Annotated in this window: 20 protein-coding genes; 17 read left to right on the top strand and 3 right to left on the bottom strand. The window is 41.4% G+C overall.

Going from position 1 to position 22,563, the window contains the following annotated elements; genetic code table 11:
- The first annotated feature begins 201 nt into the window (after positions 1-201).
- Complete coding sequence (locus ACN6MV_RS05405; protein WP_042124585.1) at positions 202-1,401, top strand: CynX/NimT family MFS transporter; 1,200 nt, start codon at positions 202-204, stop codon at positions 1,399-1,401.
- A 164-nt stretch (positions 1,402-1,565) separates the two neighbouring features.
- On the opposite strand, the gene ACN6MV_RS05410 is transcribed toward ACN6MV_RS05405, so the two are convergent.
- Positions 1,566-3,260, bottom strand: coding sequence for a PucR family transcriptional regulator (locus ACN6MV_RS05410; protein ID WP_076117993.1), 1,695 nt, complete (start codon positions 3,258-3,260; stop codon positions 1,566-1,568).
- A gap of 262 nt (positions 3,261-3,522) precedes the next feature.
- On the opposite strand from ACN6MV_RS05410, the gene ACN6MV_RS05415 reads away from it, so the two are divergent.
- The 7 genes from ACN6MV_RS05415 to ACN6MV_RS05445 all read left to right on the top strand — a co-directional run bounded on the left by ACN6MV_RS05415 (position 3,523) and on the right by ACN6MV_RS05445 (position 11,604).
- Complete coding sequence (locus ACN6MV_RS05415) at positions 3,523-4,389, top strand: DUF2877 domain-containing protein (protein ID WP_419885864.1); 867 nt, start codon at positions 3,523-3,525, stop codon at positions 4,387-4,389.
- A 15-nt stretch (positions 4,390-4,404) separates the two neighbouring features.
- Positions 4,405-5,952 (top strand): acyl-CoA synthetase FdrA, encoded by a 1,548-nt coding sequence (gene fdrA / locus ACN6MV_RS05420; RefSeq protein WP_339289435.1) that lies wholly within the window; start codon positions 4,405-4,407, stop codon positions 5,950-5,952.
- Between the two features lie 2 nt (positions 5,953-5,954).
- Positions 5,955-7,382, top strand: coding sequence for a DUF1116 domain-containing protein (locus ACN6MV_RS05425; RefSeq protein ID WP_042124592.1), 1,428 nt, complete (start codon positions 5,955-5,957; stop codon positions 7,380-7,382).
- A gap of 84 nt (positions 7,383-7,466) precedes the next feature.
- Complete coding sequence (locus ACN6MV_RS05430; RefSeq protein ID WP_419885865.1) at positions 7,467-8,627, top strand: ankyrin repeat domain-containing protein; 1,161 nt, start codon at positions 7,467-7,469, stop codon at positions 8,625-8,627.
- Between the two features lie 31 nt (positions 8,628-8,658).
- The gene (gene arcC, locus ACN6MV_RS05435; RefSeq protein WP_042124596.1) at positions 8,659-9,609 is read left to right on the top strand and encodes a carbamate kinase; all 951 of its coding nucleotides are present in this window, start codon (positions 8,659-8,661) and stop codon (positions 9,607-9,609) included.
- 72 nt (positions 9,610-9,681) lie between these two features.
- Complete coding sequence (locus ACN6MV_RS05440; protein ID WP_042124598.1) at positions 9,682-11,136, top strand: cytosine permease; 1,455 nt, start codon at positions 9,682-9,684, stop codon at positions 11,134-11,136.
- A gap of 15 nt (positions 11,137-11,151) precedes the next feature.
- Complete coding sequence (locus ACN6MV_RS05445; RefSeq protein ID WP_339289441.1) at positions 11,152-11,604, top strand: nucleoside deaminase; 453 nt, start codon at positions 11,152-11,154, stop codon at positions 11,602-11,604.
- Positions 11,605-11,669: 65 nt separating this feature from the next.
- Here ACN6MV_RS05445 and ACN6MV_RS05450 read toward each other — a convergent pair whose 3' ends face one another.
- The gene (locus ACN6MV_RS05450; RefSeq protein WP_042131873.1) at positions 11,670-12,542 is read right to left on the bottom strand and encodes an alpha/beta hydrolase; all 873 of its coding nucleotides are present in this window, start codon (positions 12,540-12,542) and stop codon (positions 11,670-11,672) included.
- A 121-nt stretch (positions 12,543-12,663) separates the two neighbouring features.
- On the opposite strand from ACN6MV_RS05450, the gene ACN6MV_RS05455 reads away from it, so the two are divergent.
- The 7 genes from ACN6MV_RS05455 to ACN6MV_RS05485 all read left to right on the top strand — a co-directional run bounded on the left by ACN6MV_RS05455 (position 12,664) and on the right by ACN6MV_RS05485 (position 19,630).
- On the top strand, positions 12,664-13,905 hold the full coding sequence (locus ACN6MV_RS05455; RefSeq protein ID WP_419885866.1) for a M20 family metallo-hydrolase: 1,242 nt from the start codon (positions 12,664-12,666) through the stop codon (positions 13,903-13,905).
- Between the two features lie 316 nt (positions 13,906-14,221).
- Complete coding sequence (locus tag ACN6MV_RS05460) at positions 14,222-15,199, top strand: ring-cleaving dioxygenase (RefSeq protein WP_339289443.1); 978 nt, start codon at positions 14,222-14,224, stop codon at positions 15,197-15,199.
- A gap of 17 nt (positions 15,200-15,216) precedes the next feature.
- On the top strand, positions 15,217-15,822 hold the full coding sequence (locus ACN6MV_RS05465) for a flavin reductase family protein (RefSeq protein ID WP_419885867.1): 606 nt from the start codon (positions 15,217-15,219) through the stop codon (positions 15,820-15,822).
- 163 nt (positions 15,823-15,985) lie between these two features.
- Positions 15,986-16,561 (top strand): TetR/AcrR family transcriptional regulator, encoded by a 576-nt coding sequence (locus ACN6MV_RS05470; protein WP_419885868.1) that lies wholly within the window; start codon positions 15,986-15,988, stop codon positions 16,559-16,561.
- Positions 16,562-16,630: 69 nt separating this feature from the next.
- Positions 16,631-17,500: an NAD(P)-dependent oxidoreductase gene (locus ACN6MV_RS05475; protein ID WP_419885869.1), complete on the top strand. Its 870-nt coding sequence runs from the start codon at positions 16,631-16,633 to the stop codon at positions 17,498-17,500.
- Between the two features lie 69 nt (positions 17,501-17,569).
- Positions 17,570-18,622: an LLM class flavin-dependent oxidoreductase gene (locus tag ACN6MV_RS05480; protein WP_419885870.1), complete on the top strand. Its 1,053-nt coding sequence runs from the start codon at positions 17,570-17,572 to the stop codon at positions 18,620-18,622.
- Between the two features lie 39 nt (positions 18,623-18,661).
- Positions 18,662-19,630: an alpha/beta hydrolase gene (locus tag ACN6MV_RS05485; protein ID WP_419885871.1), complete on the top strand. Its 969-nt coding sequence runs from the start codon at positions 18,662-18,664 to the stop codon at positions 19,628-19,630.
- 157 nt (positions 19,631-19,787) lie between these two features.
- On the opposite strand, the gene ACN6MV_RS05490 is transcribed toward ACN6MV_RS05485, so the two are convergent.
- Positions 19,788-20,327 carry an NADPH-dependent FMN reductase gene (locus ACN6MV_RS05490; protein WP_042124617.1) on the bottom strand — a complete coding sequence of 180 codons (540 nt, stop codon included), beginning with the start codon at positions 20,325-20,327 and terminating at the stop codon, positions 19,788-19,790.
- A 280-nt stretch (positions 20,328-20,607) separates the two neighbouring features.
- On the opposite strand from ACN6MV_RS05490, the gene ACN6MV_RS05495 reads away from it, so the two are divergent.
- Together ACN6MV_RS05495 and ACN6MV_RS05500 are read left to right on the top strand one after the other, a co-directional pair.
- Positions 20,608-21,060 (top strand): MarR family winged helix-turn-helix transcriptional regulator, encoded by a 453-nt coding sequence (locus tag ACN6MV_RS05495; RefSeq protein ID WP_042124619.1) that lies wholly within the window; start codon positions 20,608-20,610, stop codon positions 21,058-21,060.
- Between the two features lie 11 nt (positions 21,061-21,071).
- Positions 21,072-22,283, top strand: a complete 1,212-nt coding sequence (locus ACN6MV_RS05500; RefSeq protein WP_042124621.1) for an MFS transporter — start codon at positions 21,072-21,074, stop codon at positions 22,281-22,283.
- Positions 22,284-22,563: the final 280 nt, after the last annotated feature.

Here is a 22,563-nt window from a genome sequence, read left to right on the forward strand (position 1 = left end):
GCTATTTGGTACAGCTTTGTTTTTTAATTAGGATTAACGTGTTCGCTTAGGTGAACGCTTCCGCTTTTATCTCTTTGTATGCGAAACGGGTACGCCTCTTGCTACTTTATACTTTTAAACTCGTTTCTTATATGTTATAACTAATGCTACATTCTGAAGATCATTTGCGTAGCTTTGATTACTTGAGGGGAGATTTAGTTTTTGCAATCACCACAGACACAAGACAACAAGAATTCGTTATATATTATTTTACTTATTACGGGGATTGTTCTGGTAGCCTTTAATTTACGGCCCGCTATTACATCGGTTGGTCCACTAGTGGGAATTATACAAGAGGATGTAGGGCTTGCACATTGGAGTGCAGGTTTATTAATGAGTATACCTTTGATATCCTTTGCTGTTATGTCGTCTCTCGTTCCCAAAATCGCTACTCGTTTATCCAACGAGAAGACACTATTGTTAGGTTTAGTTGTTCTTTTGGTTGGTATTTGTATCCGTTCTATTTCAATGACGCTCTTTATTTTCTTTGGAACGTTATTGGTGGGGGTAGGAATAGCCATTGGAAATGTTCTTTTGCCGGTAGTTGTGAAGGAGAAATTCCCTCAAAGGTTCGGTCTAATGACAAGTGTTTATTCCACTTCAATGGGATTATTTGCATCGTTAGCATCAGGTATTAGTATTCCTCTAGCTCATGATCTGAAGCTTGGGTGGGACGGAGCTTTAATTGTATGGGGAATTCCGACAATCATAGCGATCTTGGTATGGATCGTTCTGCTTCGATTAAATCCAGCCAAAGGTAAGGCAATAAAAAGCGTAAGTGTCAGTGCTAAGCAAATCTGGCGTTCACCACTCGCTTGGAAAATAGCTCTATTCATGGGGTTTCAGTCTTCATTATTTTATATAACAATGTCTTGGTTACCTGAAATCTTATATAACTATGGCATAAGTAGAGGTACAGCAGGCTGGTTGCTATCCTTCACACAAATTGTAGGCGTACCTGCTAGCTTTCTTGTTCCTATTCTGGCTGGACGACTACGCTCTCAAGTGTGGATTGCATTTGCATTAGGCATGTGCTCCATTGTTGGTTATGGTGGACTATGGATGGGCTCATCTTACCCAATAATGATCCTAAGTATTATCTTAATTGGTATCGCTTTGGGAGGGAATTTTCCACTGGCGTTAAGTTATATCGGAATTCGTGCTCGAAATGGAAATCAAGCTGCAGAGTTATCTGGGATGGCTCAATCAACGGGATACATGCTTGCAGCCATAGGACCTATATTGATCGGATATTTATACGATATGACCCAAGTGTGGACGATTCCACTGATCACACTGTTCGTTATTTCTGGACTCGTGATGACGTTTGGAATGTTGTCTGGCCGAGATAAGTATGTCTAAGAAAACTCCCCATATAGTAGACAGGTGAAATAATGAACCCTGCTGCTGTATGGGGAGCTTTTTTTTAAAATATAAGCAAGTATAAGTTTTACACCCTACTTTATGTCTTATATTTCTCGCATAAACGCTTATCGTCCTAATAAGGACGCCGAAGGCGTTTATGCTTAAATCGTTTTGTTTAAAATGCTATATATCTTTAATGCTAATTGAATCCGCAGTAGTTCTTCTGAATGCTTTAAGTCCAGATTTAGGATTTCTTTAATCTTCTCGATTCGATAGATAAGTGTGTTTCTGTGCAAAAACATAGCCTTTGAAGTTTCGGTGACATTCAGATTGTTAATAAAGTAATTTTCTAAAGTTAACATATAACTTGTACCATGTAATTGATCATGATCAAACACCTTACCTAGACACTTTCGGAAAAATTCTTCTAAGGCTACGACTTTGATATTGGCTTCCAACAGGTGGTAAACCGAATAATCCTCGAAATGTGAGACCTTGTTTTGAAGGTTTTTTTGTTGCATTAATTTAATCATTTCGTTCGCCTCAGAAAAGCTTTTATGCAGCGAGCTGATTGTACTATATTGCTGACCAATGCCTATTAAGAGTGTTTCCTTCGTTTTTTGAATAAGTACCTCGAGTAGTTCATTCGCATATAACTTGGCATCACTAATCGAAACAGGAGGTCTTTCTTCATTTTGTCCTACTAGAATGATGACTCTGTTATTTCTATAAAAGCACTTAATTTCTCCAATCGCTTGATGCGAATAGTTATAAATGATATCCACACACTTTTTGGCAGTGGACTCCATTTTGTACTTTCCAATAATCATATCTTCAAACTTGTCTGCTTCATTCATTTCAATATTTATCACCATACTGTAATACATATAGCTCGGATTTAATCCATGAAGATAGCATAAGGTTTGCAGCGCTTCCTGCGAAGAGATTTTCCCCGAAAGTAAATCATCAATGGAGTCCTGCTTAATTCTTATTTCAAGTTCGCTAATTTCCTTTGCTTTGATCAGCTCGAGTGCCATGATGGTGGAGGCTTGCTGCAAAATAATGTAATCAAATTCGGATAACTCTTGTACCGTCTGCCAAATCACAATATAGCCATAAATATAGTTAGAAGCAGCGACAGGAATGACCCGACATTTTATTTCCGCACCTTCTGAACGATAGGTCCTCTTAATAGACTTTTTCATTTCATTTAGATTGGTGGGAATGGTATCGATGAACTCTTTATTAAAAACAGGCTGTCGATTTGAAAAATCAAGATAATACTCGAGTGGGCTGTTGTTCTTCGCATGCTCTGTGTGATGTAGTAATCGCCAATCCTTGTCTACGATGATAATAGGATTACTAATCGTTTCAGATAACATGGAGGTTATCTTTTCAATACCGCCGCCTTCAAGGGTGATTTTGAAGAACAAGTTATGTATATCTAAAGTTTTTCTATTGAGCAGATCATATCTTCCGGAAACCTTCTCATTAATGATCGAGATCATGTTAGAGAGTGTATATTCAAAAGGCAGTTCCAGAAGGGGTAAGCCGTACTTATTGGCTTCATCAATCATGTTCTGTGGAAGCTTGTCAAAGTACCGTTTCATTTTCACAACCAATCCTGAACAGTTGAGCTCTGCAAGCTCCTTAATTATTCGGTTTTGTAATTCTGCATTATTTTTAAAGATATAGCCTGTCGATAAGAGTAGTTCGTTAGGAGAAAGCCAGTCAAAGGCATCAGGATTCTCTATAATGTTAACGATGGATATGGATTTATCAATTCCTGTTTCTCCAGCCACAATTTTGATTCCCTCTATAGCCTTGATCTTCATTAAGTCTTTAACGGTTAGCAATTTTTGGCACGCTCCTCAGACACACTTTTAACACATTCCCTTGTATAACATGCACAAATAGGATGCACTCTTTTTGGTTCGCTTAAACGATGACGATCCCTACCAGTATATTATATATTAAGTGCGTAAGGTAGTTACGCTCTAAGTTACCTTTGTACGATGTAACCAAATGATATTATCCAATCCATTTATCAATCTTTAGACGTGTAAAGGAGGTCAATCACCTTTTTTAAAATAAGGAATTAAAACAGAGGTGACGCTAGTGAGATTTGCAAAATCCGGTGATGACGATTTTATTCAGCAAATCAATCATCATAAGTTTCATGGTTTTGTTCATAGCACGTTTAATCGTACACTCAATATTCAATGTTTGGATAGTGGTGATTTGTATACTATTGCGTGTAAGGGAATCGATAATGCGCCTAATACACTTATTATTGACTTAGAAGACTTTGAAGAAGCAGATATTAGGGTGAATGACCTTGTATGTTCGGATCATTCGGTTCTGTCGATTACTAATAAGATGTCTATAACAATAGAAGGTATTAAGAATTGGACTTGTATATTGCCCGAGTACCCTTCAGTAGCGGATGTCTTAAAAATTAATTTATCCACCATGAAGCAATATATCAAACTTCACGGAAATAACAGCAGAATTGAAAGGGCTTTCAAAAGTGGCAATCCTTTTGACGATGAAATGTCTAGAATGCTTCATGAACGGACGCAGTTACTTGTATCGGAATTGCAAAATAAGCGAATGGCTACTGCAATCATACATGCAGCTTCGCTCATAGGCCTTGGACCAGGCTTAACGCCAGCCGGTGATGATTTCTTGGTGGGATTGTTTACCGTCTTTAACATCGAGAATCATCAATACTTTTCACACCATTCGTTTTGTGAAGAAGTCGTCTTACATGCGAAAGCTTTAACCAATGATATCAGCTATATGGCATTAGCAAAAGCAGCCGCTGGCCAGGTAAGAGAGACCATTATTGATTTAATGGAGGCTTTATTTAGAGGTAGTGAAGAAGAATTAATCTCATCTTTACGTAGGGTATTGGCTATAGGCTCCACGTCGGGTACAGATATAGCCCTAGGAATTATTGCAGGGCTGGAAATGAACATGTAAATGGGAGGTACAAATATGACTGTACAAGTTTTAGTAAAACCAAACACTTATATCGATTCCGTATCTTTGATGTCACTCTCAACAAAAGCGAATCAGATCGAAATCGTAGAACAAGCCATTATTGCAATGGGTACTGAAATGAATAAAGAGGTCATTAGAAATGTGGGCTTGATGACCCCTGAAGTAGAAAGTGCCAAAACAAGTGACTTAGTGATTATTGTGAAGGCTGCCTCTGAAGAGCTATGTGAGCGTGCTTTCGAAAGTATCAATGAATTATTAACGAAAAAGAAAGATTCCTCTAAAGGAAAGAGTGAAGTTAAATACTCAACAATTACCTCAGCTGTAAACGGTACTCCTGATGCTAACTTAGCGATTATTGCGGTAAATGGGAGTTACGCTCCTAGAGAAGCAAGAAAAGCGCTTGAAAATAATCTTCACGTCATGTTGTTTAGCGACAATGTAAGTATTGAAGATGAAATTGAATTAAAAACTTTAGCCCAAGAAAAAGGCTTGCTAATGATGGGGCCAGACTGTGGTACTGCAATTATTGGTAATGTCGCTTTGTGTTTTGCAAATGCCGTGAGAAAAGGCAATATTGGGATCGTCGGCGCATCAGGAACAGGTAGCCAAGAGGTAACGGTTCGTATTCATGAATTTGGCGGTGGAATCACACAGTTGATCGGTACGGGCGGTAGAGATCTAAGTGAAGAGGTTGGCGGCATTATGATGCTGGCTGGAATTAAAGCGCTAGAAGAGGATGATGCAACAAAGGTTATTGTTCTCGTATCTAAACCACCAGCACCAAGTGTAGAAGAGAAAGTACTAGCACAAATTAAACAATGTAAGAAACCAGTTGTGGTTTGGTTTGTGGGTGGGAATGAAGAAAAGGTCACCCAAGCTGGCGGTCATTTTGCAAAAATGTCAAAAGAAGCGGCACTTAAAGCGGTGCTTTTAGCTGGAGCAGACGAATCGAAGCTTAACAAACGTGCGTTAAATCTTCCACTTATTGAAGAAGTACGTGCGAAATTAAAGCCTGAGCAAAAATATATCCGTGGACTATTTAGTGGCGGTACGCTCTGTGATGAAGCGATGCACATTGCTATGGAGAAATTCGACAATGTCTACAGTAACATTCAGAGAGATCCTGAATATCGCTTAAAAGATGTTAGAGTAAGCCAAGATCATACCTTTATAGACTTCGGAGACGACCAATTTACACAAGGTAAACCACATCCAATGATAGATCCATCCACTCGGATTGAAAGATTTATTCAAGAAGCGAAAGATCCTTCTGTCGGTGTTATTGTGATGGACTTTGTACTAGGCTTCGGAGCACACGAAGATCCTGTAGGCGCAATGCTTCCAGCAATTATCGAAGCGAAGCAAGCCGCGGAAGATGAAGGAAGACATCTAGAGATTATTGGATACATTCTTGGAACCGAGCTAGATAGTCAAAATATTGAAGGTCAAATTAATAAATTGTTAGCTTCTGGTGCTACACATGCTAGCAGCAGTCAGAACGCAGGTCTACTAGCAAGAGAATTCGTTGTGAAAGGAGAATAGTCATGAGTAAAATCAATGAACTTTTTACGAATAAACTAAATGTCATTAATGTAGGCATTGAGAACTTTAGAGATGATTTGTTAAAGCAAAACGCGAATGTAACTCACTTGGAGTGGATGCCGCCAGGGAGAGGGAACCCAGAATTAATTGCTGCGCTGGATAAGCTTGAAGATCCAAGTGTTACAGATAAGATTGAAGCTGCTAACAAAGAGGCTGTCGAGCGAATTATTAATTCCCAGCCGGTACTAATTGGCTTTGACCAAGCGATCAATGTGGTTCCGGGCATGACGAAAAATACGATTTTACATGCTGGCCCGCCAATCACTTGGGAACGTATGAATGGTCCGATGAAAGGTGCGGTAACAGGAGCCATTGTATTTGAAGGCCTTGCCCCAAATATTGAAGAAGCCGCTGAACTAGCTGCATCTGGAGAGATTACCTTCTCGCCATGTCATGAACATAACTGTGTAGGCTCCATGGCTGGTGTCACATCCGCTTCCATGTTTATGCATATTGTTGAGAATAAAACTTATGGCAATATTGCTTATACAAACTTAAGTGAGCAAATGTCCAAAATCCTTCGTATGGGTGCCAATGATGAGAGTGTTATCCAGCGTCTGATTTGGATGCGTGATGTCTTGGGTCCTATTTTAAGAGATGCGATGAAACTAAATCCAAATGGCATTGACCTGCGTTTAATGCTATCCCAAGCCCTTCATATGGGGGACGAGTGTCATAACCGAAATGTAGCTGGAACAACCCTGCTCATTCAAGCGCTAACGCCTTATATTATCCAAACCGATTTTACCGTTGAACAGAAAAAAGAAGTGTTTGAATTCGTTAGCAGCAGCGACTATTTCTCGGGTCCAACATGGATGGCGCTTTGTAAATGTGCCCTTGATGCTGCGCACGGCATTGAGAATAGTACCATTGTTACCACAATGGCTCGTAACGGAGTGGAATTTGGTATTCGTGTGAGCGGAATAGCTGGAAACGTGTGGTTTACAGGTCCTGCACAACAAGTAATTGGTCCTATGTTTGCCGGTTACAAACCAGAAGATTCTGGTCTTGATATAGGTGACAGTGCGATCACAGAGACCTATGGCATTGGCGGATTTGCTATGGCAACTGCACCGGCGATTGTGTCGCTTGTGGGTGGTACCGTTGATGATGCAATCAGCTACACCACAAAAATGGCGGAAATCACAACCACTGAAAATCCGAACGTGACGATTCCAATGCTTGACTTTATAGGGATTCCTACAGGTATTGATATTCAAAAAGTTATTCAAACTGGAATTATGCCGATTATTAATACAGCTATTGCACATAAAGATGCCGGGATTGGAATGATTGGTGCAGGTATCGTTAACCCTCCAATCGAAGCATTTGAACAAGCATTACTTGCATTAAGTGAAAATATTAAATAAGAAAAGGGCTAACTTGTTTAGCCCACCATTCTTATTTCGAACTAGACGGACATCTCGTGTTAGGTTGTGAAGGAGTGAACAATTTTGGATAGTCTATCCTTGAATACAAAACTTATTGAGGCGAGTGAACAGGGAGAACTCGCTTCTGTTGAGAAACTATTAGGCAAAGGTGCCAGTGTTGATTATAAAGATGCTGCTGGGCGAACAGCGCTAATGGCGGCAACACAAAACAATCAAATCGCGATTGCTAAAAGATTAATAGAAGCAGGAAGTGACGTAAACACCAGAGATATTACCCAACTCTCACCGTTTATTTGCTCGGCAGCAAATGGATTCTATGAAATTCTGCGTCTCATGATTGCTGGTGGTGCTGATTTGAAGAGCGTGAATCGATTTGGAGGAACAGCGCTGTTACCATCGAGTGAAAAGGGCTACTTAAAAACCGTAGAAGCGTGTATTGATGCTGGGGTGCCAGTGAATCATGTCAATGACTTAGGCTGGTCAGCCCTGCTTGAAGCAGTCATATTGGGGAATGGCGGACGACTATATTCTGACATTATTGAAGCGCTTGTTCATGCAGGGGCAGATGTGCATTTGCCTGATCGAGATGGGCTCTCATCCCTACAACATGCCGAAGAGAACGGTCAGCATAAAGTCGTGAAGATTCTAGAACATAGCTTCCAAGAAAATAACGAATATGTGAAGCAGGCAAAGGCTCTCGCTAACAGCGATCAATATGAAGAAGCTATATCTGTCATGGACAGGGCGCTGGAAGTGGATGCTGACAACCTGGATTTCATCTATTATAAAGGTTATTTCTTGCAGGAATTAAAGAGATACGAAGAGGCACTTCAATGCTATGAAAGCGTTTTATCTATGGATCCTGCTAATTTAGAATTCTATTTCTATACAGCGAATTGTTTAAGACTATGGAAAAAACCTGAGGAGGCTCTTCAGGAATATGATAAAGCCTGTGAGCTGGCACCTAATGAAACGTTCTATCGTTACCACAAATCAAATTATTTAAGAGAGCTTGGGAGACACGAAGAAGCAGTTATTGAGATGGATAAGCTGCTAGCTGTTCAGCCGAATAGATATGACTTCTTCTTCCATAAGGCGAACAGTCTAAGATCGCTTGGGAAGCATAAAGAAGCCATTGAAGCCATCGAAAACGCAATAAAGAATGACCCAACGAACCCGTTATACCATTCACACAAAAAGCAATCTATTGAGTTACTCGGTTAGAGCATAAGAATTGCAACATAGGAGGCACCAGATGAAAGAGACTATAATCGTTGCTATTGGCGGAAACTCATTGGTCAAGGAAAATGGCTTGGATTCGATTCATGACCAATCTGAAGCAGTAAAAGAAGTGGTCGTCAATATTGTTGATATGGTGCAAGAAGGCTACAATGTCGTCGTTACTCATGGTAACGGGCCACAAGTAGGGTTTGGACTAAGAAGATCTGAGATTGCACATGAGATTGCCGGTATGTCTCCTGTTCCACTAGTGAACTGTGGAGCTGATACACAAGGTGGAATCGGTTATTTAATTCAACAAGCTTTAATTAATGAATTTGCAGTTAGAGGGATCCATAAGAATGTGGCTACGGTTATCACGCAAGTTGAAGTAAGCTCAGAAGATCCTAATTTTAAGAATCCGACGAAGCCGGTGGGATCTTTCTTTTCCCAAGAGCAAGCTGAAGAAATGAAACAAGAGCATCCTGAATGGAGCTTTGTAGAAGACTCTGGCCGAGGATACCGTAGAGTTGTTCCGTCCCCAAGACCTATAGATATTGTGGAGAAAGACGCAATTAAGTCATTAATCGATGGGGGATTTGTCGTTGTCGCTGCAGGCGGTGGAGGTATCGCAGTCGTGAAGTCTGATGATAACACGTACAAAGGTATCGATGCAGTTATCGATAAGGATTTTGCCACGAGTCTTTTAGCAGAACAAATCCATGCGGAGACATTAATTATTACAACGGGAGTGTCTAGAGTATGCATCAACTATGGTAAGCCGAATCAAAAAGAGCTTTCCAAAATGACGGTTGATGAGACTAAACAATATGTACTGGAAAATCACTTCCCAGCAGGAAGTATGCTGCCTAAAATCGAGGCAAGTTTAAGCTTCTTAGAGAACAGCGGAACGCGGGTTATTATTACGAATCCGGAAAGCTTGAAAGATGCGATTAATGAAAAGGCAGGCACTCATATCGTAAAGTAAATTTAAGATTTTAGTTCCTCCAGACTTCCGTAGTACACCTAATAACTATATTAAGAGGCGGGAAGTGTAGACATGGATCAAGCAAAATTGGAACAAAATTATGATAAGTACAAATCATACGGTTACGGTGAGGAATTACTGCCTAAAAAGCCTGACCAAAGAGACTGGGGAATGTCCAACTATATAACACTCTGGATGGGCGCTGTTCATAATATTATGTCGTATATGACAGTAGCAGGTTTCTTCGTCTTAGGGTTGAACACAACACAAGTGCTTTTTGCCGTCATGCTTTCAGCCATCATTGTCTCCGCATTTTATGCTTTAAATGGGTATTCTGCTTCCAAATACGGGCTGCCATTCGCGATGTTGCTTCGTGATTCGTTTGGGGTAAAGGGAGCGATTATACCTGCATTAATACGAGGCCTTGTTGCCGGATTAGTATTCTTTGGAACCACTACTGTTGTAGGTGCAGAATCGCTAAATGTTATATTTGCCAGATTTATTCCGAATTATATGGATTTAGGCGGTGGCTTTACATTATTCGGGTTAGCATTCCCGACAATGATCTCTTACGCAATTCTTTGGACAGCAACGGTTCTGTTGTTCTTAGGCGGAATGAAAACATTAGGTAAGTTCGGTAACTGGTCATCTCCAGTAGTGTATGTGTTTATTATTGGTGCTGCTGTTTGGGCGATCAAGATTGCTGGAGGGTTCGGACCGATTTTAGAGTATGTACCAGCGAATCCAAGTTCCAGTCCGCTAGTCTTTATCGCTTGCGTGAGTGCATTGGTATCTAACTGGGCGGGTCCTGTGGTGAATATGTCAGACTTCACGCATCGTGCGAAATCACCAAAAGCGGCTATGATTGGATTGCCTGTAGGGTTTATCTTGTCTTATATTCTTTTTGCCATCACTTGTGTGGCTTTAATCGCGGGTACTGAAATTGCCTTTGGTGAACCGATCTTTAATATCGTTCATGCCATTGATAAAATTGAAAACACTTTCGCGGTTGTTGTATTGATTCTTGCGCTAAACGTAGGAGCAATCGCCTTCGTAGTGTTTGCAAACTTATTACCAGCGGGCTTGCAAATGTCATCCCTTTTCCCGAAAAAATTCACTGTAAAGACTGCAGGTGTCTTAACAGCTATTGTTGGAACTTTGATTTTGCCATGGAAGCTTGTAGAAAGTACGACGACCTTATTTTACTTCTATAGCTTTATCGGGTCCATCTTTGGTCCAATTGCGGGTATTATGCTTTCAAGCTTCTTTATTCATCGGAAAAGAGTATTAAATCTTGATAATATCTATGTCCCAACAGGCAGCAACGGTGAATATAAGAATGGTTACAATCCTGTTGCGATGGCTGTTCTAGCAGTCAGCTTCATCCTTCCTATGTCAGGTGCATTTCTTAAGGGTATCCCCTTCCTAGTTAGGATGAATGATTTTGCTTTCTTTAGTGGTTTAATTGTTTCGTTTGTTCTATACACCATCTTTAGCAAAACACTAAAATCATCCCAATTAAACTAGAGGAGGAATTTTGAAATGGATTACATGAAATTGGCGGTAGATGCAACGATCGAGGGTATGAATAAGAAATTTGGGGGCCCGTTTGGTGCAACGATTGTTCGAGGCGATGAAGTAATTGCAGCGGTTAGCAATACGATGATGAGAGATACGGATCCTTCTGCACATGCGGAAATGGTAGCCATCCGAGAAGCCTGCAAAAAGCTAGACACCATGGACTTATCGGATTGCGTAATATACGCAACCTGTGAACCCTGTCCAATGTGTATGGGCGCTATCATTTGGTCAGGTGTTAAAGAAGTTCATTATTGCAGCACAAGAGACGATGCGAAAGAGCATGGCTTCTCTGACATCCACCTTCGTGAATATTTTGTGGGTCATGATGAGAGTATTGTCAATATGATTAAAGTGGAAGCAAGAGAAGATTGCGATCATTTATGGACGCATTTCCACGAATTAAACAAGAAATAATTCAGGCGGTATCCTATATTTTCCGGCACTATTTTAGTGCCGGATTTTCCTGTTCTTTTACAGAACTACTCAGTAAGATGAAGCTGAAGGAAATCAATCACCTGATGAAGAGCTTTTTGCACTACAGGATTATTGAAATCTTTTTCAAATACATGCTCTCCGTTAGGAATGGTTATAAGCTTTGCGGGTACCCCTTCTTTCACTAGCGCAGCTCTCATGAATGCTGATTGTTCATAGGGTACATCTACATCATTTGTTCCGTGCAATAACAATGTAGGGGGGAATTCCTTAGTTACATGATGAATAGGACAGAATTTGAGGAGTTCTTCCTTATGTAGAGAAGGATTCAAACCCGTCACTTCTTGTATCCACTGACCGGATTGTCTAGCATATAAATAGAGAAGAAAACGTTCGTCAACGGTTGCGTTCGTAATGATTTGATCGGACACCGTACTTTTTGCAATCTCCATAGAGACGATATCTTTTTCACAATAGAATTTACTAGGTTCTAGTGCCCATTGTGCACTAATATCGCCATATCCATAGAAGGAGACAATCGCACGCGGCTTATGGGTAAACATTCCTGTGCATAGCGCAAGGAAACCACCTGCGGAGCTTCCCACCACAGCAATCCTTGAGGGATCAATGGAGAATTCCTTGGGTCCTTCATTCACTAACCAAAGAAGGCCGTCTTGGACATCTTCAAGGATGTCAGATAGGGTTGATCTAGGAGCTAATCTATAATCAATCGAAAACAGCGCAAAGCCATTATTGGTGTAGAGTTGTATCATTTCCTCGGATAGATCTTCTCGATCACCCCAAAGTAGGCCGCCTCCGTGAATGTATACAATAGCAGGGGCTTGGGAACGGTTTGTTTCATAAAAATCAGCTTTAATTGTAAATTGATCATTTTCTTTAAAAATAACGGTCTTCTTCATCACTATCCAATACACCTCATCAAGTAAGTAATTTTTAAAGATTAGCACTACCTCTATTGTATATCATTCACGAATTTTGATGAAACCATAATCATGAATACCCAGGATTGGAGATACTGGCATGGATAGAAAGAGCAGATATCAGGCATTATTTGATAATATTAATCAATACAATTCGGGTGAGAAGGGCATCACTAGAATTGCCTATACAAATGAAGAGCAGACCTGTACGAGTGCTTTTATGCGGATGTGTAAGGCTGAGAATTTAGATATTCGGATGGATCATTGCGGAAATGTGATTGCTAGAAGAAATGGGAAGATAGAAGGGCTTCCACCCGTTGTAATGGGCTCTCACTTGGATACGGTATATCAAGGAGGGAAGTACGATGGTGTGGTAGGTGTAACGGCTGCCTTGGAAGTAATCAAACGTTTAAACGAAAAAGGGATTGAAACGGATCATCCGATCGAAGTTATTTCATTTGCCTGTGAAGAATCCTCGCGGTTTGGTATTTCAACAGTAGGCAGCAAAGTAATGGCAGGGTTATTTCAGAAGGAGAAATACAAAGGTTTAAAGGACAAAGATGGGATTACCATGGAAAAAGCATTTTCGCTATGCGCATTAGATTATAACAGTATTTATCAGGCGAGTAGAGGGGATGAAGTACTAAAAGCGTTTTTCGAATTACATATTGAGCAAGGTCCCGTCTTAATAAACAATAATAAAAAAATAGGAATTGTGACTGGAATTGCTGCACCCGTGAGACTTCATATTCAAATATCAGGGAAAGCATCCCACTCTGGAACGACCCCTATGAATATGAGAAAAGATGCTTTTCTAGGTGCGTCAGAAATAGCACTTGAGCTTGAAAAAGCAGCTAAACTCGAGCAAGAATATGGAACGGTTGCGACCCTTGGGGTGATAGACATCTTAAATGGTGCTATGAACGTGGTTCCGGGAGAAGTTGAAATTAAAATTGATATCAGATCTACTTCAGTGGCATCCAGACAACGTGTGTTAAGCCATTTATATCAAACGATATCCTCAGTACAAGCAAGCAGACAACTTGAAATTGCGAGTACGGAGATCATTTCGGAGGAACCTGTCCTATTATCAGATGAGATCAGTCATGTTCTAGAATCCATTTGTGAAGAGAAGGGGATATTGAGTCAACGGATGATCAGCGGGGCAGGACATGATGCTATGAACATGAACAAACTTTGCCCAGTAGGGCTTATCTTTGTTCCTTCTGTAGATGGACTTAGTCATCATCCTAATGAATATACAGAAATGGACGATATTATTTTGGGAATTGATATCTTAGAAGAAGCTGTTCTTCGTTATGCGTTCGCAAGACAAGCGTAGGTTCATCTTTCACTGAATTTATTAATGGCAGAGGTAATTTGAAACCGAACAGCCTTGTGATTCTTCACATCCTGAACAAGGCTGTTCTCTTTTATAGTGTTTGGTTGACAATAACAAAGGAGTGTGTTAAATTTATCTTAAGTTAAAGATAATTAATGTAAAGATAGTTTAAAAGTATTGTTTTATGAAACATAGGAACAATGTTGGAAAACAAATTTTTTTGATAGATATCTTAACATTAAGATAATTCAATTAATCTTTCTTAATTTAGGGAATTATATTGCAAAATCAAACTAAACTTTAGGAGTGTATAATCATGAGAAATCTAAAAGGGATTCACCACGTAACAGCCATCACCAGCAGCGCAGAGAAGAATTATGAGTTTTTTACTTACGTATTGGGAATGCGTCTAGTGAAGAAGACCGTCAACCAAGATGATATCCAAACGTATCACTTGTTTTTCGCGGATGATAAGGGCAGTGCCGGAACAGATATGACGTTCTTTGACTTCCCTAACATTCCTAAAGGGGTACACGGTACCAATGAGATTGCTAAAACATCCTTTCGAGTACCAACAGATGCTGCATTAGACTACTGGGTAAAGCGTTTTGATCGCCTTGATGTGAAGCATTCCGGAATTAAAGAGCAATTCGGCAAAAAGATATTATCCTTCGTAGATTTTGATGACCAACAATATCAACTGATCTCGGATGAATTTAATGAAGGGGTTGCATCAGGTACACCATGGCAAAAAGGACCGATTCCTTTAGAGTTTGCGATAACGGGTTTGGGACCGGTTTTTGTACGTATAGCTGATTTTAGCTATTTTAAAGAAATGTTGGAAAAAGTCATGATGTTCAAAGAAATTGGCCAGGAAGAGGCTTATCACTTGTTTGAAGTCGGCGAAGGCGGAAATGGTGCGCAAATTATTGTAGAGCATAATGAGGACTTACCGAATGCGCGTCAAGGCTTTGGTACCGTTCACCATGCTGCCTTCCGTGTAGAGGATCGTACCATGCTAGATGAGTGGACAAAGCATTTTGAAGAATTTGGGTTCCGTACCTCAGGGTATGTGGATCGTCATTTCTTCGAGTCGCTGTATACACGTGTTGCTCCACAAATTTTGTTCGAGCTTGCAACAGATGGTCCCGGGTTTATGGGGGATGAGGAATACGAAACGGTTGGAGAGAAACTCTCACTGCCACCATTCTTGGAGCCTAAGCGGGAGCAAATTGAGAAGTTAGTTCGTCCAATTGATACGGTAAGAAGCACGATCGATTTCGTAAAAGAGTGAAGAAGGAGCTGGGGAGATTGATCTCGATGGATCCGAAGCACAATAGTGAGCGCGATAATTATAAATTATTAATTGGTACTGTAATTCCTAGGCCCATTGCCTTTGTCACCACTCAATCAGAAGATGGCATTTTGAATGGTGCGCCGTTTAGCTATTTTAATATCGTCTCGTCTAACCCCCCGATGGTTTCACTGTCTATTCAAAGACCAGCGGGGCGATTAAAAGATACAGCCCGTAATATCTATAACAATCATGAGTTTGTTGTGCATATTGTGGATGGTGAGAATGTTGGGAAAATCAATCAAACCGCTGCCTCATTGCCAAGAGGAGAAAGTGAAATTGAACTAGCGAATCTTACACCGGTCCCAAGTGAAAATGTAACTGTACCTGGAGTATTGGAAGCAAAGGTTCGAATGGAATGTAAGCTTGTACAAGCGATACCTCTAGGGGAAGAAGAACCTGGAAGTGATCTATTCATTGGCGAGATTGTTCAGTTTCATATCGATGAATCGATTTATCAGGAGGGACGGATTGACCCTAGAGCCTTAAATGCAGTGAGTCGTTTGGCGGGATCAAATTACGCTACGATTGGTGAGATTTTTGAAATTGAAAGACCGGAATAATAAATAAGACCTGTTCGTAAGCGATGAAGCCTACCGAGCAGGTCTTTTTGTAGGCTATTTATAGTCATCAGCTATGCCAAGCAAACAGTAAGGTTATCTCTCGAAGTTTATCTGGACTGATCGTTCCAGATATGTTATATTGCTATTACAGGAGGTGTTACTCATGGCAAGGACAAGAGAGTTTAACGAGGATCAAGCACTACATCAAGCGATGCTGTTGTTTTGGAAAAAGGGTTATGAGGCAACAAGCATACCGGACTTGCTGCAGGTTATGGGCATTAGCCGATCTAGTCTTTACGATACTTTTTCTGACAAGCAAACGTTGTACATTGCCGCACTGGAACATTACAAAAAGGTTAGCTTCAATAAACAGGTCATTCTTGAACGGGCGTCAAGCGTTAGAGCAGGGATTCAACAATTTTTTGAGCAACATATTACTTCAGCGTACGATACGAGCCTACCCGGCGGGTGTTTTGTAACGAATGCAGCTACAACACTAGAGTCGCGGGATGAAAAAATAAATGAATTAATAAAGACTAGTTTTTTGAATTTAGAAGAGGCTTTTTGCGAGCTTTTGGAAAAAGGCCGACAATCAGGCGAACTTGATAAAACCACTGATGTCAAAGCGTGGTCTTATTTATTGCTGAATTTACATCAAAGCATAAATATTATGGCAAAAGCAGATCAAGATCAGCAACGTGCTAAAGAGATGATAAGCTTTGTAATTGCAGCAATATAAATTTTTTTTGGTTATTCTGGAACGATCGTTCCGTTATTGTAAATCATCCTTAATGCGGAGAAGAAACTTATGAAAATATCATTTATCGGGCTTGGGAAAATGGGCTTTCCAATGGCCCAAAATTTGTTGAAAGCTGGTAATGAATTAATCGTTTTTAATCGTACTCGTGAAAAAGCGCAACCCCTAATAGATCAGGGAGCGCATTATGCCGAGACACCATTGGAGGCCGCACAAAAGAGCGATATGGTCATAACCATGCTTTCTGACGATGCCGCTTTGGAGGAGATTGTTGAGGGCCCAAATGGAATTTTGAATGGATTATCAGAAAAAGGAATTCACATATCTGCCAGTACGATCAGTGTAGATCTGGCTCGGAAATTGTCCGCGGCGCATGCGGAGAGAAAGCAGTACTTTGTGTCTGCCACAGTGCTAGGGCGTCCGGATGCCGCTAAAGCAGCTAAATTGCGCATCATTTTGGCAGGTCCGGAGCAAGCCAGACAACAGTTAATTCCTGTTTTAGAACAATTAGGTCAGGAAATATTCGAGATTGGGGATTATAGCGAAGAAGGAAATGTTGTGAAAATAGGTGTAAACTTTTTAATTGCTTCTATGCTGGAAGCTTTATCAGAAACGCAGCTGATGGTAGAAAAGTATGGCATAGAGCCAGCCCGTTTTATGGATGTGGTGAATGCTCTTTTTCAATCTCCCTTATATCAGAACTATGGGGCGATAATGACAGAACAGCGGTTTGAACCAGCTGGTTTTAAAATGAAGCTAGGGCTGAAGGATGTTGCACTTGCTATAGAGGCAGCGCAGTCCGTCCAAGCTCCTCTACCTTTGGGCCAACTTATCCATCATCATTTATCTGAAGGAATAGCCCGTGGTTATGGTGAGATGGATTGGACCGCTTTAATCCGTTGTCTAGAGCATTCTTCTTAAAAAATAGGTTTGCCCCAAATCTCTGTTGGTTGTAGTGCATGAGAAAAATTAAAAGAGGTGTGATAAAGCATGGAAATAGGTGTTACTTCGTTCGTAGAAACAAAGCCGGATATTGAGACTGGAATTGTAATGAGTCACGCACAGCGATTACGAGAAGTAGTCGAAGAAATCGTACTTGCGGATCGGGTGGGACTTGATGTTTTTGGCATAGGTGAGCATCATCGTGAAGATTATGCAGCTTCTTCGCCAGCAATCGTGTTGTCCGCTGCTGCGTCTTTGACTAAACGGATTCGCCTGGCTAGTGCTGTGACGGTCCTTTCATCTGCTGATCCTGTACGTGTGTTTCAGGATTTTGCTATGCTTGACGGCATCTCCAATGGACGTGCCGAGATTATAGCGGGCAGAGGTTCATTCGTTGAATCCTTTCCGTTGTTTGGTTATGGCTTACATGACTATGAGGAGCTATTCAATGAAAATATCGAACTGCTTATGAAAATACGGGATTCCGAGAAAGTAACATGGAAGGGAGGCCATCGGCCAGCAATTCATAATTTGGGCGTATACCCGCGGCCCGTCCAAGACTCTTTACCTATATGGATTGGCAGCGGAGGTACGCAAAGCTCTGCCGTTCGTGCAGGACTTTTGGGTCTGCCATTGATGTTGGCGATCATTGGCGGCAATCCAATTAATTTTGCTCCGCTTGTAGAGCTGTACAAGAAGGCGGCGGCCCGCGCTGGACATGATGTATCGCAGCTTCAGGTGGGATCTCATTCGATTGGATTCGTCGCAGAAGATACGGAACGGGCAGCAGATATCTTTTTTCCATCTACCCAGTACGGCATGAACAAGCTCGGGAAAGAACGAGGATGGTCGTATTACGACCGTTCCAGCTATGATGCGGCCCGAAGCTTTGATGGCGCATTGTACGTTGGAGATCCAGAAACAGTTGCTCAGAAGATCATTCATCTACGGAAGCATGTAGGTATTACACGCTTTATGATGTATGTTCCACTAAGCACGATGCCACATGAGCAGGTGTTGCGGGCTATAGAACTGCTCGGAACGGAGGTTGCTCCACGAGTACGAGAGGAAATTGCCAAGTGGGAAGCTGAGAAGGAATAGGGATTATACAAGCAATCATTATTGTATTGGAGGATTTTCATGAGTATCGATAAACGTATACTACCAGAATTAAGAGAGGCATATTCACAATTTCCAGGGTTTCAATTGGAAGAGAATTTAGAGTGGAGCAGAAGTTTAGTGTCGGCTCCGCCAGTGAAGAGATCAGAGCATGTAAACACAACCAGTCGAAAAATACCGGGTGTTGCAGGGGAAATGCTGGTAAAAATATATGAACCTGCTGGGCGAAATGCTGACAAGCTTCCAGCTATGCTGTGGATTCACGGGGGCGGATACGTATTAGGACATCCTGATATGGACGACAAGTTGTGTGAACGCTTTGTTCAGACGGCGAGATGTGTTGTCGTGTCGGTTGATTATAGGCTGGCACCCGAGCACCCCTATCCAGCTGCAATCGAAGATTGTTATGCTGGCTTGGTATGGATGACGGAGGAGGCGGAATCGCTTGGCATTGATGAGAATCGGGTTGCAATTGCTGGTGCAAGCGGTGGCGGCGGGCTGACAGCAGCACTTGCGCTGATGGCACGAGATAAAGGTGGACCCTCCATTAACTTTCAGATGCCGTTGTATCCGATGCTCGACAACCGTAACATTACGCCATCAAGCCATGAGATTACGGAAGAAGGTGCAATCTGGAACCGGACGGACAATTTAACGGCTTGGAACATGTACCTGGGCGAGGAGAACGATGCCAGTAGGATATCTTCCTATGCGGTACCAACGAGAGCGGAGAACTTAGCAGGACTGCCACCAACCTATACATGTGTAGGTCAGCTTGATCTATTCCGAGATGAGACGATCGAATATGTAACACGACTTGCGCAAGCAGGTGTAGATATCGAATTTCACCTGTATCCCGGATGTTTTCATCTTTTCGAAATATTCGTTCCAGAAGCGGAAGTGAGTCAGCGCGCCGTTCAGCGCTATATAGATGCGATGGCCCGGGCACTTCACCCCAAACACTCGCCCTCCCCAAGCGAGAGCTGTTAATAATGCAAGCACAAACCATATGATCATTGCTCCTTGTTCTAGGGTGGTCATTTCATCACACACAAAAAATACACCCTTAGAATCGACCGGATAACCCATAGGTTTATCCAATGTCTATTCCAAGAGGTGTATTTCATAAGATTAAAGCAGGTTAATCTTAACGCAATGTTTTGAGCGCACCGCTCCAAGCCAATACTTGATCAAGCATGCCGTTTACATTGGTCAGGTGAAGATCCGCTGGTTTGAACACAGAACCGTTCTCGAAATCAGTGAACAGGGACAGAGCCGGATGTACACGAACGTCTGCTACTGACAGTTCTCCCAAAATTCCACGTAAATGCTCAGCTGCACGAGCGCCACCTACGGAACCATAACTTACGATACCCGCTGCTTTGTTGTTCCAAGCTTCACGTGCGTAATCGAGTGCATTTTTCAGTGATGCGGAAATACTGTGGTTGTACTCTTGAACGATAAATACGAAACCGTCTAATGTAGCTAGCTTTGTATTCCAAGCAGTTGCTTGTTCAGTGGCATCAACTTCTCCCATTAGTGGAAGTTTGAAGTCCGCGATATCTACGATCTCATAATTAGCATCTCCACGTGCATCAGCAACCTTTTTAACCCATTCTCCTACTTGTGGGCTTAAACGACCTTGACGAGTACTTCCCAGAATGATTCCGATGTTTAATTTTGACATTGTTTGTTCCTCCTCGATTTTTGTTCTACCAAATAGTTTGTCTAGAAATCCCATGAATTACACAACCTTCAAATAAATAATATTAAGCGTGTTACGCTCTAGTTGTCTTTAAGTTAAGTATCTTTAACATGAGATAATAATACTTCATCAAGTTTACTTTGTCAAGCAACTTAATAATAGTTAGCATATATTTTTGTCTCACCTTTACAAAATTAGTTGTCTAGAATATAATTGTTTAAGCAACTATTTAAAATGAGCTGAAATGAGAAGAGGGCTGATCATGACAACACAGCATAACCAATCCGAACTTACGTTAGGGTTTATGATGGGAACGACCTATCGTAAATTAAGTGCGTTATTCCAAAATGGGCTAAAAGAATATGATATTACACCTGAGCAATGGTCAGTTCTTTTTCAAGTCGATAGAACGGAAGGGCTGATTCAGAAGGACATCGCGAAGCGTTCAGGTAAGGATAAACCAACTACGACGCGAATTCTGGATCACTTGGAGGGAAAAGGACTGATCTATAAAAGAACGGGAGAGAATGATCGGCGTTCTTTTAAGGTTTATATTACCGAAAAAGGAAGAGCTTTGATTAAGGAGACCTTTCCTATTGAGGATCAAGTCACAGATGAGATTATGAACTGTATTTCTAGTGATGAATATGAGCTGCTCATGGGATTGCTGCTAAGAATAAACAATCATATCGATCAAATAAATGATGGAGAGTAGGAACGTAAGTTATGCCAGAACAACTAGAACTACGTACGAAGCTTTGGACCAAGTCTTTTATTGCATTAACGATTAGTGCTTTATTTTTATTTATGAATTTACAGATGCTGCTATCTTCATTTCCGTCTTATGTAAAAAGTGAATTTCAAGCCGGAGATATTATGGTCAGCTTGGTTACAAGTGTATTTGCGCTAACTGCGATTGCTTCACGTTTTATGACTGCTTTTCTGATGCGGAGGGTTAGCCGCAATGTACTATTATATATTGGGTTAGCTATCGCGGCCGCCATAACCGGTCTTTATGTGGTAGCAGACTCCATCGGTTCACTATTGCTGATGCGGGTAGGCTATGGGATTGGGTTCGGGATTGCCAGCACGATTATTCCCACGATTGTTTCACAGATTATTCCTAGCAAAAGAATGGGCGAAGGGATCGGCTATTTCGGCTTATCAACCAGTCTTGCAATGTCCATTGGTCCTATGATTGGTTTGAACGTAATGAAGCAATCGGGGTTTGGAACACTGGCGATGATGGGAACATTTACCTTGCTTCTTGCCTTTCCAGTTCTGTTCTTCTCACGTTCGCTTCCTGCTGTACCGAAAAAACAGCCTATTGAGCGATCCATTGCACCATCCAAACCACTCAAGGTTCCTTTTAATACAAAGTTAGTATTGCCTGCAATATTGAATGTCCTGATCGCGATCACTTACGGGGGATTGCTTAGCTTTATCGCTTTGTTCGGTGAATCGGTGCATTTAGAGCAAGTAGGGCTGTTCTTCTTATTTAACGCGATTACGATCATCATTATTAGACCTATCTCCGGCAGACTATTTGATAAAAAAGGACCCGCTGCTGTTCTGATTCCTGCAGCGGTTTGTGTTGTCGCGAGCTTAACGGTGCTCTCGTATACGACATCCATGCCAATGCTCATTGTATCCGCACTGCTGTATGGACTCGGCTTTGGAGCCATTCAGCCAACTATACAGGCTTGGATGCTTCGGACGTCTACACCTGCACAGTATGGTATGGCGAACAGTATGTTTTATAACTCTACAGATTTAGGGGTAGCCAGTGGGGCCATTATTCTTGGGGCAATCTCGGCGGCATCCGATTATGGGATGATGTATCGTTATTCTGCTGGGTTCATGGTGCTGTTCCTAATGATTTATATTGGGATTCAGATTACTAAGGCCAGAAATAACCCTTCAACTTTAAGTCAATAAGGGATGATTTCAGATTAAGCTAATCTTTAGGTACTATTCATATCGTTTTAAGCTAAGAGGGTTATAGTAATCACATACCCCCCTTAAATATAGACCTTGACCCTGCCGGACGTTGGCAGGGTCCTTTTTTGTTAATGAAGAGGGCAGGGATCTTTAGTTTAAGCCAATCTTTATCTACTATTCATATTCTTTTAAGCTAAGAGGGTTATAGTAATCACATAACCCCCTTATAATATAGACCTTGACCCTGCCGGACGTTGGCGGGGTCCTTTTTTTGTGT

It is taken from the genome of Paenibacillus sp. B-A-8, assembly GCF_048572915.1.
Taxonomy (GTDB): Bacteria; Bacillota; Bacilli; order Paenibacillales; family Paenibacillaceae; genus Paenibacillus_AQ.

Excerpts from the sequence above, each read along its gene's own strand:
- fdrA (WP_339289435.1), top strand. The coding sequence starts at position 4,405 with ATGACTGTACAAGTTTTAGTAAAACCAAACACTTATATCGATTCCGTA.
- ACN6MV_RS05425 (WP_042124592.1), top strand. The coding sequence starts at position 5,955 with ATGAGTAAAATCAATGAACTTTTTACGAATAAACTAAATGTCATTAAT.
- arcC (WP_042124596.1), top strand. The coding sequence starts at position 8,659 with ATGAAAGAGACTATAATCGTTGCTATTGGCGGAAACTCATTGGTCAAG.
- ACN6MV_RS05440 (WP_042124598.1), top strand. The coding sequence starts at position 9,682 with ATGGATCAAGCAAAATTGGAACAAAATTATGATAAGTACAAATCATAC.
- ACN6MV_RS05445 (WP_339289441.1), top strand. The coding sequence starts at position 11,152 with ATGGATTACATGAAATTGGCGGTAGATGCAACGATCGAGGGTATGAAT.
- ACN6MV_RS05450 (WP_042131873.1), bottom strand. The coding sequence starts at position 12,542 with ATGAAGAAGACCGTTATTTTTAAAGAAAATGATCAATTTACAATTAAA.
- ACN6MV_RS05455 (WP_419885866.1), top strand. The coding sequence starts at position 12,664 with ATGGATAGAAAGAGCAGATATCAGGCATTATTTGATAATATTAATCAA.
- ACN6MV_RS05460 (WP_339289443.1), top strand. The coding sequence starts at position 14,222 with ATGAGAAATCTAAAAGGGATTCACCACGTAACAGCCATCACCAGCAGC.
- ACN6MV_RS05470 (WP_419885868.1), top strand. The coding sequence starts at position 15,986 with ATGGCAAGGACAAGAGAGTTTAACGAGGATCAAGCACTACATCAAGCG.
- ACN6MV_RS05475 (WP_419885869.1), top strand. The coding sequence starts at position 16,631 with ATGAAAATATCATTTATCGGGCTTGGGAAAATGGGCTTTCCAATGGCC.
- ACN6MV_RS05480 (WP_419885870.1), top strand. The coding sequence starts at position 17,570 with ATGGAAATAGGTGTTACTTCGTTCGTAGAAACAAAGCCGGATATTGAG.
- ACN6MV_RS05485 (WP_419885871.1), top strand. The coding sequence starts at position 18,662 with ATGAGTATCGATAAACGTATACTACCAGAATTAAGAGAGGCATATTCA.
- ACN6MV_RS05490 (WP_042124617.1), bottom strand. The coding sequence starts at position 20,327 with ATGTCAAAATTAAACATCGGAATCATTCTGGGAAGTACTCGTCAAGGT.
- ACN6MV_RS05495 (WP_042124619.1), top strand. The coding sequence starts at position 20,608 with ATGACAACACAGCATAACCAATCCGAACTTACGTTAGGGTTTATGATG.
- ACN6MV_RS05500 (WP_042124621.1), top strand. The coding sequence starts at position 21,072 with ATGCCAGAACAACTAGAACTACGTACGAAGCTTTGGACCAAGTCTTTT.